This window comes from Streptomyces sp. IMTB 2501, assembly GCF_001953885.1.
GTDB lineage: Bacteria > Actinomycetota > Actinomycetes > Streptomycetales > Streptomycetaceae > Streptomyces.
In genome coordinates this window covers 52,451-64,686 of record NZ_MQUS01000015.1, presented here as the reverse complement: position 1 = coordinate 64,686, position 12,236 = coordinate 52,451, and the positions used below count along the sequence as shown (strand labels likewise).

General features: G+C 69.8%; 10 protein-coding genes and 2 tRNA genes. 9 read left to right on the top strand and 3 right to left on the bottom strand.

All coding sequences use genetic code 11. The features are described from left to right. The first annotated feature begins 40 nt into the window (after positions 1-40). From AV521_RS25135 to AV521_RS25125, 4 genes are all read left to right on the top strand, one after another. Positions 41-1,150 (top strand): SDR family oxidoreductase, encoded by a 1,110-nt coding sequence (locus AV521_RS25135; RefSeq protein WP_076090915.1) that lies wholly within the window; start codon positions 41-43, stop codon positions 1,148-1,150. 119 nt (positions 1,151-1,269) lie between these two features. Continuing rightward, positions 1,270-1,731, top strand: coding sequence for a molybdenum cofactor biosynthesis protein MoaE (locus tag AV521_RS25130; protein WP_076090913.1), 462 nt, complete (start codon positions 1,270-1,272; stop codon positions 1,729-1,731). 128 nt (positions 1,732-1,859) lie between these two features. Next, a complete protein-coding gene (locus AV521_RS49405) occupies positions 1,860-2,033 on the top strand; it encodes a hypothetical protein (RefSeq protein ID WP_179023372.1) in 174 nt (57 codons plus the stop codon). A 49-nt stretch (positions 2,034-2,082) separates the two neighbouring features. Next, positions 2,083-3,180, top strand: a complete 1,098-nt coding sequence (locus AV521_RS25125; protein ID WP_076090911.1) for a PDZ domain-containing protein — start codon at positions 2,083-2,085, stop codon at positions 3,178-3,180. A 306-nt stretch (positions 3,181-3,486) separates the two neighbouring features. Here the strand turns inward: AV521_RS25125 and AV521_RS25120 are convergent, their stop codons facing one another. Next, entirely contained in the window at positions 3,487-4,029 is a 543-nt protein-coding gene (locus AV521_RS25120; RefSeq protein WP_076090909.1) for a PPA1309 family protein, read from the bottom strand. A 164-nt stretch (positions 4,030-4,193) separates the two neighbouring features. Here AV521_RS25120 and AV521_RS25115 point away from each other — a divergent pair, with 164 nt between their 5' ends. From AV521_RS25115 to AV521_RS25100, 4 genes are all read left to right on the top strand, one after another. Further along, positions 4,194-7,100: a UPF0182 family protein gene (locus AV521_RS25115; RefSeq protein WP_107481003.1), complete on the top strand. Its 2,907-nt coding sequence runs from the start codon at positions 4,194-4,196 to the stop codon at positions 7,098-7,100. A gap of 41 nt (positions 7,101-7,141) precedes the next feature. Next, a tRNA-Met gene (locus AV521_RS25110) sits at positions 7,142-7,215 on the top strand. Positions 7,216-7,419: 204 nt separating this feature from the next. Next, complete coding sequence (locus tag AV521_RS25105; RefSeq protein WP_179023370.1) at positions 7,420-9,243, top strand: tetratricopeptide repeat protein; 1,824 nt, start codon at positions 7,420-7,422, stop codon at positions 9,241-9,243. A 137-nt stretch (positions 9,244-9,380) separates the two neighbouring features. Further along, positions 9,381-9,454 (top strand) — tRNA-Met (locus AV521_RS25100). A gap of 125 nt (positions 9,455-9,579) precedes the next feature. Here the strand turns inward: AV521_RS25100 and AV521_RS25095 are convergent. Then, positions 9,580-9,996 (bottom strand): Fur family transcriptional regulator, encoded by a 417-nt coding sequence (locus AV521_RS25095; protein WP_031224898.1) that lies wholly within the window; start codon positions 9,994-9,996, stop codon positions 9,580-9,582. A 149-nt stretch (positions 9,997-10,145) separates the two neighbouring features. Here AV521_RS25095 and AV521_RS25090 point away from each other — a divergent pair, with 149 nt between their 5' ends. Further along, positions 10,146-11,615: a catalase gene (locus AV521_RS25090; protein WP_076090905.1), complete on the top strand. Its 1,470-nt coding sequence runs from the start codon at positions 10,146-10,148 to the stop codon at positions 11,613-11,615. A gap of 127 nt (positions 11,616-11,742) precedes the next feature. On the opposite strand, the gene AV521_RS25085 is transcribed toward AV521_RS25090, so the two are convergent. Continuing rightward, entirely contained in the window at positions 11,743-12,138 is a 396-nt protein-coding gene (locus AV521_RS25085) for a cyclic nucleotide-binding/CBS domain-containing protein (RefSeq protein ID WP_076090903.1), read from the bottom strand. Positions 12,139-12,236: the final 98 nt, after the last annotated feature.

Here is a 12,236-nt window from a genome sequence, read left to right as displayed (position 1 = left end):
CACTCGCGCTCGTATTGAAGACAACCGCTGGAGACGCCCGGTGAGTTCCCCAGATCCACAGGTTCGCGCAGCGCGAAACCCCTCAACCTCCTCCGTGCGCGGACCCGTCGTCGCGGTCACCGGCGCCGCCGGCGGGGTCGGCGCCCTGCTCACCGAGCGGCTCGCCGCCTCCGAGGAGATCAAGCAGGTCGTCGCCATCGACGAGCGGCGCGGGGAGTGCGCGGCCGCCACGTGGCACATCCTTGACGTGCGCGACCCCGCCATCGCGGACAAGCTGCGGGGCGCCGACGTGGTCGTCCACCTCGCGCTCGACCTGGACCTGGAGACCGATCCGGCGGCTCGCACCGCTTACAACGTCCGGGGGACCCAGACCGTCCTCACGGCCGCCGCGGCGGCCGGCGTGCACCGGGTCGTACTGTGCACTTCCGCGATGGTCTACGGCGCGCTGCCGGACAACGAGCTGCCCCTTTCGGAGGACGCCGAGCTGCGTGCGACCGCCGAGGCCACCGGGGTCGGGGACCTGCTGGAGATCGAGCGGCTGGCGCGCCGGGCGCCGCGGGCGCATCCGGGGCTGAACGTCACCGTCGTACGGCCCGCCGTGCTGGTCGGCGGCACGGACACCGCGCTGACCCGGTATTTCGAGTCGCCGCGGCTGCTCGTCGTCGCCGGATCGCGGCCCGCGTGGCAGTTCTGCCACGTCGAGGACCTGTGCAGTGCGCTGGAGTACGCCGTCCTGGAGAAGGTCGACGGGGAACTGGCCGTGGGCTGCGACGGGTGGCTGGAACAGGAGGAGGTCGAGGAGCTCAGCGGGATCCGGCGGATGGAGCTGCCCTCGGCGGTCGCGCTGGGCGCGGCGGCACGGCTGCACCGGATCGGGCTCACGCCGTCTCCGGCCGGCGATCTGGCGTACACGATGTATCCCTGGGTGGTCAGCGGGAGCCGGCTGCACGACGCCGGGTGGCGGCCGCGGTGGACCAACGAGGAGGTGCTCGCGGAGCTGCTGGAGGAGGTTTCCGGGCGGCACACGGTCGCCGGGCGGCGGCTCGGCCGCAAGGACGCCACGGCCGCGGGTGCCGCCGGGGCGACGGTCGCTCTGCTGGGCGCCGCCGCCGTCGTACGGCGGGCCCGGAAGGCCCGGCGGCGCGTGTGAGGGCGGGGTGGGATCGCTCGCCGGCGCGGCGACGTCGTACGAGCCTCCAAAACGCTCCACGCGCGTGCCTGGTGAATCTCGTATTCCCCGGTGTCACAGGCGTGCGGCACGATGGAGGTATGGCACAGGTGAACGAGCACCCCGGCGAGCAGGCGGCGCAGGATCCCATCAAGCTGATCGGGGTCCGGCAGACCGCGCTCTCCGTGGACGAGGTGTTCCAGGCGGTCGGGGACGCCGCGGCCGGCGGCATCGCGCTCTTCGTGGGGACCGTGCGGAACCACGACGGGGGAGCGGACGTGGACGCCCTCGGGTACTCCTGCCACCCCAGTGCCGAGGCCGAGATGCGACGCATCGCCGAGAAGGTCGTGGCCGAGTACCCGGTGCGGGCGCTGGCCGCCGTGCACCGGGTCGGAGACCTGCGGGTCGGGGATCTCGCCGTGGTCGTGGGCGTGGCATGTCCGCATCGGGCCGAGGCCTTCGACGCCTGCCGCAAGCTGATCGACGACCTCAAGCACGAGGTCCCGATCTGGAAGCACCAGAAGTTCTCCGACGGCACGGAGGAGTGGGTCGGGGCCTGCTGAGGTCCGTCACCCGGAGCACTCCCGAACCTCCGGTTGCGTAACCGGCCCCCCGGCGTGAGCGTTGTCGGTGCGGATGGTTAATCTGCTGATCAGTCAGTTGCGGACGCTCACAGCGTTGGGAGGTCGGCATGGGGGCGCTTGTCTGGCTGCTGATTCCGCTTGTGGCCGCGATCGGTGGCGGCCTGTGGGGCAGTTGGGCCGGTAGAACCCGCAGAGTGCGCGGCGACGGCCCCGAGCTGGACGGCTATGCCCGGTTCCGTGAGGCCATGGAGAAGTCCCACACGGGTGCCGACGGCGCTTGACGGGGTGCCCTGACGGTGCGCTGACAGAGGCGTCCCGTACTGTCGTTGCATGCCACGCCGCACCGCGACGATGCTCGCCTCCACCCTGATGCTGATCGCGCTCCTGTGCGCCGGAGTGCTCATCCCCGTGCCCTACGCGGAGATGTCCCCCGGCCCGACCGTGAACACGCTGGGGAACCACGACGGCGCGCCGGTGCTGCAGATCACCGGGCACAAGACGTACCCGACCGACGGCAACCTGAACATGACGACCGTCCGGGTGACCAGTGCGGACTTCCGGATGAACCTGGTGGAAGCGATCTACGGCTGGCTGGACCACGACACCAAGGTCGTCCCGCACGACACGCTCTACCCGAACGGCACGACGGAGCAGCAGTCCTCGCAGCAGAACGCCGAGGAGTTCAGCCAGTCCCAGGAGAGCGCCAAGGTCGCGGCCCTGAAGCAGCTGGGTGTCCCGGTGAAGTCCTGGGTGATCGTCTCCACCGTGGTCAAGGGCTCGCCGGCCGAGGGCAAGCTGCACGCCGGTGACGTGATCAAGGCTGTCGACGGCACGGCCGTGAAGCAGCCCGCGGACGTCGCCAAGTTCGTCACCAGGCACAAGCCCGGTCAGAACGTCGTCTTCACGGTCGTCCCCGCCAAGGAGCAGGCCGCCGCCGAGAAGGCGCACAGGACGGCGACGAAGACCCAGGACGTCGCCATCACCACGACCACCTCCGACGACAGCGGCGCCAAGCGCGCCATCGTCGGGATCTCCGCCGGGACCGACCACACCTTCCCGTTCAACATCGACATCAAGCTGGCCGACGTCGGCGGGCCGAGCGCCGGTCTGATGTTCGCCCTCGGTATCTACGACAAGCTGACCCCGGGCAGTCTGACCGGCGGCAAGTTCATCGCCGGCACCGGCACCATCGACGACAACGGCACCGTCGGGCCGATCGGCGGCATCGAGATGAAGACCGTCGGCGCACGTGAGAAGGGCGCCCAGTACTTCCTGACGCCCGCCGACAACTGCGCGGCCGCCGCCAAGGACACCCCGAGCGGGCTCACGCTGGTGAAGGTCAAGACGATGGGGGACGCGCTGGACGCGCTGAAGGACATCCGCAGCGGGAACACCTCGGCGCTGCCCCAGTGCACCACCAAGGGCTGAGCGGTCCCTGACACGGCCGGGGGCACCCCGCGAGGCAGGGGCGCCCCCGTCGTCGTACCGGGAAGGACGCCGGAAGCGAGGTCACCGGGGGCGTGACGGGGACGTCACGGGACCGGCGGGGGCTGGGGGGTTTCGTTTGGATCAGCCCGGGTCCGCTGGATCAGCCCGGGTCCCCGGCGCCCGGCACGAGCACCTCGCTGCGTTGTCGGATCACCCGAGTACGCCCAGTACGCGGGTGATCCTCCGCCTTGCGATGCACCGCCCCGGACGCCGCGGCCCGATCCGACCTGATCCAAACGAAACCCCCTAGTCCGCGAAGGTCGCCGCCAGGGCCTCCGCCAGGCCCGGTACCAGGTCAGGGCCGGTCAGGACCTCCGTCGGGGAGTCCTTCTCGCGCAGCCGCACCGCCGACTCGCGGCCGCCGTCGCGCAGCACCGCGACCGTCATGCGCACCTCCTGGCGCTCCGGGTGCTCGGCCACCCACGTGGCCAGCCTGGCCTGGCTCAGGTTCTGCGGGACCTGCGCCTCGGCGGACGGCGGCAGCATCAGGCGTTCCACCGACAGCGCGCAGCCGGCCACCGCGTCGGGCCAGGCGATGGTGCCGAGGAACTCGTCCAGCGGCTTGCCGGACGGGAGCTCGTCCTGCTCGATAGGGGTGAGACCGGCGGACTCGGACGCGTCCTCCAGGCCCAGCTGAGCCGCGAGCGCGGGTTCCTGGGTCCGCAGCCGTGCGGTGTCGACAAGGGCGAAGAGGCGGGCGGGCTGGTCCCAGCCGAGGCCGGAGACGTACTCGTCGATCTCGAGTACGGCCCGGGTGAGCGGGCTCGCTGCCATGGGAGTGTTGGACATGGTCACAATCCTGCCTCGTTCACCGCCGGAATCGGGAACCGAGTGCAGCGTGAGTAAGTTGCATATGTGTTGGCCCGCGATCACGGGGGGCCACGGAGGGTCCGCGAACACGAGGGCCTGACGGATCGACAGCGAACTTCGAGGTGCGCACCTTGGCTTTCCAGATGCCGGACCGCGGCGGAGGCCCGACGGGGCCGCGGATCAGAGCGGGCCGCCCGTCCCGGCGGGCCCGGGCCCTGCTCATGACACTGGGCGTCCTGGCCGTCCTCGGCATGGCGTTCACCATGTTCGCGGGCTTCTGGACGGACTGGCTGTGGTACCGGTCGGTGCACTACTCGTCAGTGTTCACGACCACGCTGTGGACCAAGATCGGCCTCTTCTCCGTCTTCGGTCTGCTGATGGCGGTCGCGGTGGGGGTCAACATCTGGCTCGCGCACCGGCTGCGGCCCCCGCTGAGCGCCATGTCCATGGAGCAGCAGAGCCTCGACCGCTACCGGATGGGCGTCGCGCCGTACAAGAGGTGGCTGCTGTTCGCCGTCACCGCGCTCGTCGGTCTGATCGCCGGTGCCTCGGCGGCAGGCCAGTGGCGGACCTGGCTGATGTGGGTCAACGGCGTGCCCTTCCACCAGAAGGACCCCCAGTTCCACCTGGACATCTCCTTCTACGCCTTCGATCTGCCCTGGTACCGCTTTCTGCTCGGCTTCGGCTTCGCCGCCGCCATCCTGTGCCTGATCGCCGCCGCGCTCACGCACTATCTGTACGGCGGGCTGCGCGTCACCAGCCCCGGCGCGCGGGCCACCGCCGCGGCGACCGGGCACCTGTCGGTGCTGCTCGGCGTCTTCGTCGCCCTGAAGGCGGTCGCCTACTGGCTCGACCGGTACGGCCTGGCCGTCAAGTCCAGCGACTTCAAGGCGACCGGTGAATGGACCGGCCTGCGCTACGTCGACGCCAACGCCTATCTGCCGGCGAAGACGATCCTGTTCTGCATCGCCGTCATCTGCGCCCTGCTCTTCTTCGCCACGCTGTGGCGGCGCACCTGGCAGCTGCCGGTCATCGGCTTCGGCCTGATGGTCCTCTCGGCGATCCTGATCGGCGGGCTGTACCCGGCGATCGTGCAGAAGTTCCAGGTCCAGCCCAACGAGCAGGCCAAGGAAGCCCCGTACGTCCAGAAGAACCTCAAGGCGACCCGTGAGGCGTACGGCATCGACGACGCCAAGGTCTCCGAGTACTCCGGTCAGTCCACGACGAAGGACAAGACCACGCTGCGCGACGGCGCGAACGACGCGGCGAGCATCCGGATCATGGACCCGAACATCGTCTCGCCGACGTTCCAGCAGCTGCAGCAGATGAAGAACTACTACGGCTTCCCGACCAACCTGGACGTCGACCGGTACCGCACGAAGGACGGCAAGGACCAGGACACGGTCATCGGGCTGCGCGAGCTGAACCTGGACGGCATCCCGAAGAACAACTGGATCAACGACCACTTCCGCTACACGCACGGCTACGGCGCGGTCGCCGCCAAGGGTACCGAGGCCGACCCCCAGGGCCAGCCCGTCTTCACCGAGTCCGACATGCCCTCCACGGGCGACCTCGGTGCGTACCAGCAGGCGATCTACTACGGCGAGAAGACGACCACGTACTCGATCGTCGGCGGTCCCCAGAAAGAGATCGACTACTCCGACAACAACGGCGAGAAGACCACCAGCTACACCGGCAGGAGCGGGGTCAACCTCGACAACCCGATCAACCGGGCCGCGTACGCGGTGGTGTTCAACGAGCCGCAGATCCTCTACTCGGGCGCGGTCGGCAAGGGCTCGCGGATCCTGTACAACCGCACGCCCAAGGAGCGCGTCGAGGCGGTCGCCCCCTGGCTGACCATCGACGGCGACGCCTACCCGGCGGTCGTGAACGGCCGTATCCAGTGGATCGTCGACGCGTACACGACGTCGAACGGCTACCCGTACTCGTCCCGTACGACCCTCGGGGACACGACGGCCGACTCGCTGACCGCCACGAACAACAACCGCACCGTGGTGGCCCAGCAGAACCAGGTCAACTACATCCGCAACTCGGTGAAGGCGACCGTCGACGCGTACACCGGCGAGGTCAAGCTGTACCAGTGGGACACCAAGGACCCGGTGCTGAAGACCTGGATGAAGGCGTTCCCGGGCACGGTGCAGCCGAAGAACGCCATCTCCCCGGACCTGATGTCCCATCTGCGCTACCCGCAGGACCTGTTCAAGGTCCAGCGCGAGCTGCTCACCCGGTACCACGTGACGGACGCGCAGACGTTCCTCACCGGCAGCGAGGTGTGGCAGGTGCCGGACGACCCGACGAACAAGTCGGGCAGTGCGGTGCCGCCGTACTACCTGAGTATGAAGATGCCCGACCAGAGCCGGCAGGCGTTCTCGCTGTCGACGACGTTCACGCCCAACGGCCGGGACAACCTGAGCGCGTTCATGACGGTCGACGCCGAGGCCGGCAGCAGCGACTACGGCAAGATCAGAATCCTGAAGCTGCCGACCAGTACGACGGTCGACGGGCCGAAACAGGTACAGAGCCAGTTCAACTCCGAACAGGACATCGCCGCCGCGATCAAGCTCCTCAAGGGCGGCGACTCCGATATCGAGTACGGCAACCTGCTGACCGTGCCGCTGGACGGAGGACTGCTCTATGTGGAGCCGGTGTACGTGCGTGGTGGCGGGCTGAAGTACCCGCTGCTGCGCAAGGTGTTGGTCACCTATGAGGGCAAGACCGCGTTCGAGAACACGCTCGGCGAGGCTCTGGACAAGGTCTTCGGTACGGCGGGTTCGACCACCACACCACCGGACACCGGCACCACCAATCCGCCCACGTCGACCAATCCGACCGTCCAACAGGCCCTGAACGACGCCCAGAAGGCGTTCGACACCGGCCAGAAGGCCCTGCAGGGGCCGAACGGGCCGGACTGGACCGCGTACGACAAGGCCCAGAAGGATCTGAAGGCCGCGCTGAAGCGGGCGCAGGACGCGGAGGCCAAGGCCGGCCAGTCCACCAGCGGCAAGAACGGGAACGGTAAGAAGAGCTGATCAAGTCCGCTCCGCGCCGTGGTACGGTTACCAGGCAACGGCGCGGGGTGGAGCAGCTCGGTAGCTCGCTGGGCTCATAACCCAGAGGTCGCAGGTTCAAATCCTGTCCCCGCTACTGCGAACGAAGGCCCGGATCCCAAGGGATCCGGGCCTTCGTGGTGTGCGAACTCATGTACTGAGGGGAGGGACGGCCGCGCCGCCGTGGGGAGTTGAGGGGTGTGTGTTTGACTTGTCTCCCTGTGGGCATGTCGACAAAACGCTGAAGTGACCTCACAGGCTGCGGTATACCGGGTGTACCCAGGTTGCAGGTGGTGCGACGATGGACGTTATGGGGGACAAGGCAACTCTGTTCGAGTCAGGGCGATTTGTGCAGCCTTCCGTTGAGGAGCCGACCCGCGACGAGTTGACCGACATGGTGGACGCCGCGGAAGAGGTGCGCCTTGCCCTCGCCGCGCAGAGCGGCGACGCCGAGGCGGCGAGTGTCCTCGGCGCCATACTGCTGCGGCGTGGCGACCTCGACGGAGCCGAACCCCATCTGCGGGCCGCCACCGCGGCCGGTGACCGGGCCGCCGCCAACAACCTCGGTGTCCTGCTGCACCAGCGCGGCTACCCCGAGGAGGCCGCCGGCTGGTGGCGCATCGCCTCCGTCGCCGGCTCGGCCGCCGCCGCGCACGCGCTGGGCCGCTACCACCGCGAGCGCGGGGACGAACCGGCCGCCGAGTACTGGCTGCGCCAGTCCGCCGAGCAGGGCCATGCCCTGGGCGCCTACGCACTCGCCGATCTGCTGGAGCACCGCGGGGACGTCGGCGCCGAGCACTGGATGCGGGCGGCGGCCGAGCGCGGACACCGCGAGGCGGCCTACCGGCTGGCGCGCGCGCTCGACCGTCCGGCGGCCGGACCCGAGGACGAGACCGGGGCTGACAACGCTGTCGCCGAGGCCGAGCAGTGGTACCGGCAGGCCGCCGCGCGCGGCCACCGGCGCGCCGCGCTGCACCTCGGCGCGATCCTGGAGAAGCGGGGCGAGCTGAAGGAGGCCGGGCGCTGGTATCTGACCTCGGCCAAGGACGGCGAAGCCCGGGCCGCCTGCGCGCTGGGCTTCCTGCTGCGCGACGCCGGGGACACCGAGAGCGCGGCCGTGTGGTGGCTGCGCGCCGCCCAGGACGGCGACGGCAACGCGGCCAACGCGCTCGGCGCGCTGCACGCCGAGCGCGGTGAGACACAGACCGCCGAGCGCTGGTACCGGGCGGCGCTGGACGCCGGCGACGACAACGGCGCGTACAACCTCGGGCTGCTCTGCGCCGAGCAGGGGCGCACCGCGCAGGCCGAGCAGTGGTACCGGCGCGCCGCCTACGCCGGGCACCGGGAGGCCGCGAACGCGCTCGCCATCCTGCTGCTGCAGGCCGGCGACGCGGTCGGCGCCGAGCCGTGGTTCTCCAAGGCGGCCGAGGCAGGCAGCGTGGACGCCGCGTTCAACCTGGGGATCCTCTACGCCGGGCGGGGCACGGAACACGGCGCGGAGACGGCACTGCGCTGGTACGAGCGGGCGGCCGCGGCCGGGCACACCGAGGCCGCGCTCCAGGTCGGGATCGCCCGGCTGCGCGAGGGTGAGGAGCAGGAGGCAGAGCGGCATCTGCGGTGCGCGGCGGGCGGCGGCAGTGCGGAGGCGGCGTACCGGCTCGCGGCGCTGCTCGACGCGCGTCGGCCGCCGGAGCCCGCGCATGAGCTGGGCGAGGTCGTTCACGAGAAGACCGAGTGCGAGGAGTGGTACGAGCGCGCGGCCACGCAGGGGCACCGGCGGGCGCAGGTGCGGGTCGGCATGCTCGCGGCGGCACGGGGGGACGTGGTCGAGGCGGCGCGGTGGTACCGGGAGGCAGCGGAGGCGGGGTCGCGCAACGGTGCCTTCAACCTCGGGCTGCTGCTGGCGCGGGAGGGCAGCGAGCCGGAGGCGGCGGTGTGGTGGACGCGGGCGGCTGACGCCGGGCACGGGCGGGCGGCGCTGCGGCTGGCCCTTGTCTACGCGCGTCGGGGAGAGCTGGCGGAGGGGCAGCGGTGGGCGGACCGGGCGGTCGCGCTGGGACCGGCGGAGGTGTCGGAGCGGGCGGGGAGGCTGCGGGACGCTCTGCGGGAGGAGCTGTCGGCGTGACGCACGACGCTGCGCCGGGCTTCAGCGGATTTTCCCATCCGCCCACCCGCCTCACCTGGGAACAAGTGACCCCGGCCACGTCCCGGGCAACTGATTTGCCTCCGCCCACTTCCCTCGCGTAATGTCGTGTTCACCGACGCGGGGTGGAGCAGCTCGGTAGCTCGCTGGGCTCATAACCCAGAGGTCGCAGGTTCAAATCCTGTCCCCGCTACTGAAGGCCGAGGGCCGGAGTCCAGACATGGATTCCGGCCCTCGGTCGTTTCCAGGTGTCAGGGCATGAGAACAGGTGTCAGGGCATTAAAAAAGAGGGGGCTCGCGCCCCCTCCCGGTTACGGCTCACGCACCTGCGCAGTCCGGGCACAGCCCCCGGTATGTGACCTCGACGTCCGACACCGTGAAGCCGAAGCGCTCCGTGTCGGGGAGGTCGGCGAGCGGGTTGCCCGTCGGGTGGACGTCGCGGATCGCTCCGCAGCGGGCGCAGACCAGGTGGTGGTGCGGTCGGTGTGCGTTCGGGTCGTAGCGCTTGGCCCGTTTGTCCGTCGCCACTTCCAGGACCTCGCCGAGCGAGACCAGCTCACCCAGCGTGTTGTAGACGGTCGCCCGGGAGATCTCGGGCAGCTTCGCGACAGCCCGCGCGTGAACCTCGTCGGCCGTCAGATGGACGTGTTCGCCGTCGAGAACCTCGGCCACGACGCGCCGCTGCGCGGTCATCCGCCATCCGCGTCCACGCAGCCGTTCCAGAAGGTCGCTCATGTCCACCAGCCTAACAGCAAGGGGGACCAGGACGGGAATAGGTGTGATATTGGATCCTTGTTTGACTTAGATCTAGTCCAATGTAGGATTGAAAACGGCTTTAGTCGCAGGACAGGGCTGGGACAGGACTGGGACAGGACTAGTCAGTAATGACGCAGGAGGCGCACGTGACGCAGGGACCGCTCACCACGGAGGCCGGTGCTCCGGTCGCCGACAACCAGAACAGCGAGACGGCGGGCGTCGGCGGGCCGGTCCTCGTCCAGGACCAGCTGCTGCTGGAGAAGCTCGCCCACTTCAACCGGGAACGCATCCCGGAGCGGGTCGTGCACGCCCGTGGCGCCGGCGCCTACGGCACTTTCACGGTGACCGCCGACGTCACGCCGTACACGCGTGCCGCCTTCCTCTCCGAGGCCGGCAAGGAGACCGAGGTCTTTCTGCGCTTCTCGACGGTGGCCGGCAACCTCGGCGCGGCGGACGCCGTCCGTGACCCACGGGGCTTCGCGCTGAAGTTCTACACCGAGGAGGGCAACTACGACCTCGTCGGCAACAACACTCCGGTGTTCTTCATCCGGGACGCGATCAAGTTCCCGGACTTCATCCACACCCAGAAGCGCGACCCGTACAGCGGCAGCCAGGAGGCCGACAACGTATGGGACTTCTGGGGGCTCAGTCCCGAGTCGACCCACCAGGTGACCTGGCTGTTCGGCGACCGCGGCATCCCGGCGTCGTACCGGCACATGAACGGCTACGGCTCGCACACCTACCAGTGGAGCAACGAGGCCGGCGAGGTCTTCTGGGTCAAGTACCACTTCAAGACCGACCAGGGGATCAAGAACCTCACCCAGGCCGAGGCCACCCGGATCGCCGGCGAGGACCCCGACTCCCATCAGCGGGATCTGCGGCAGGCCATCGAGCGCGGTGAGTTTCCGAGCTGGACGGTGCAGGTGCAGATCATGCCGGCGGCCGACGCGGCGACCTACCGCTTCAACCCGTTCGACCTCACCAAGGTGTGGCCGCACGAGGACTACCCGCCCATCGAGATCGGCAAGCTGGAGCTCAACCGCAACCCGCGGAACATCTTCGCCGAGGTCGAGCAGTCGATCTTCTCGCCCGCACACTTCGTGCCCGGCATCGGCCCTTCGCCCGACAAGATGCTCCAGGGGCGTCTTTTCGCGTACGGCGACGCGCACCGCTACCGCGTCGGCATCAACGCCGACCACCTGCCGGTGAACCGTCCGCACGCCACCGAGGCGCGGACGAACTCGCGGGACGGCTTCCTCTACGACGGCCGGCACGGCGGTGCGAAGAACTACGAGCCGAACAGCTTCGGCGGGCCTCAGCAGACCGGCCGGCCGCTGTGGCAGTCCACCTCCGTCGACGGACGCACGGGCGGCCACACCACCCCGGTGCACGCCGAGGACGACGACTTCGTGCAGGCGGGCAACCTGTACCGGCTTATGCCGGAGGAGGAGAAGGAGCGGCTGGTCGCGGGCCTCGCGGGTGCGATCGCGCCGGTCTCGCGCGAGGACATCGTCGAGCGGGCGATCGGCAACTTCCGCAAGGCCGACGCCGACTTCGGCAAGCGGCTGGAGGCGGCGGTGCAGGCGCTGCGCGGCTGAGCAGGCGTCACTGTCCGGCACCGGTCGGCGGCACTGCCCGTGCCTCCTCCAGTGCCTCAGGTTCCTGGGGGCGTCCCCAGGGCGGGCCGGATCCCACGGTGCTCGGGGTCCGGCCCGTTCCGCCTGCTCAGAGCGCCGGCGCCGGTTCGCGGGACGGGGCCCAGCAGCGGATGATGTCGCGGACCGAGACGATGCCGGCGACCTCGCCGCGGTCGAGGACGACCAGGTGCCGGAAGCCGCCGTGGGCCATGGCGCGGGCGGCCTGCTCCAGGGTCCAGGTGGGGGCGGCGAAGACGACGTCGGTGGTGGTGTGGGCGTGGGTGCGTTCGGTGTCCGGGTTCTGGCCCAGGCCGATGGAGTTGAGGATGTCGCGTTCGGTGAGGATGCCGATGCCGCCGGCGTCCGGGTCGAGGACGACGGCGGCGCCGATACGGCGGGCGGACATCAGGGCGGCTGCCTGGCGGAGGGTGTGGGCGGGACCGACGGTGAGGATCACCGTGCTCATGGCGTCACGTACGAGCATGGGTGGGGCCACCTCCTAGGAATCCACGGAGCAAGTTCCTGGATTCACAAGTTCACAAGTGGGGGTGGATTCAGATTGCCAGGTAAAGGACGAGTCAA

Coding starts and splice junctions, on each gene's coding strand:
- AV521_RS25115 (WP_107481003.1), top strand. CDS start 4,194: ATGCCGGACCGCGGCGGAGGCCCGACGGGGCCGCGGATCAGAGCGGGC.
- AV521_RS25095 (WP_031224898.1), bottom strand. CDS start 9,996: ATGAGCGACCTTCTGGAACGGCTGCGTGGACGCGGATGGCGGATGACC.
- AV521_RS25125 (WP_076090911.1), top strand. CDS start 2,083: ATGCCACGCCGCACCGCGACGATGCTCGCCTCCACCCTGATGCTGATC.
- AV521_RS25105 (WP_179023370.1), top strand. CDS start 7,420: ATGGACGTTATGGGGGACAAGGCAACTCTGTTCGAGTCAGGGCGATTT.
- AV521_RS25085 (WP_076090903.1), bottom strand. CDS start 12,138: ATGCTCGTACGTGACGCCATGAGCACGGTGATCCTCACCGTCGGTCCC.
- AV521_RS25090 (WP_076090905.1), top strand. CDS start 10,146: ATGACGCAGGAGGCGCACGTGACGCAGGGACCGCTCACCACGGAGGCC.
- AV521_RS25130 (WP_076090913.1), top strand. CDS start 1,270: ATGGCACAGGTGAACGAGCACCCCGGCGAGCAGGCGGCGCAGGATCCC.
- AV521_RS25120 (WP_076090909.1), bottom strand. CDS start 4,029: ATGTCCAACACTCCCATGGCAGCGAGCCCGCTCACCCGGGCCGTACTC.
- AV521_RS49405 (WP_179023372.1), top strand. CDS start 1,860: ATGGGGGCGCTTGTCTGGCTGCTGATTCCGCTTGTGGCCGCGATCGGT.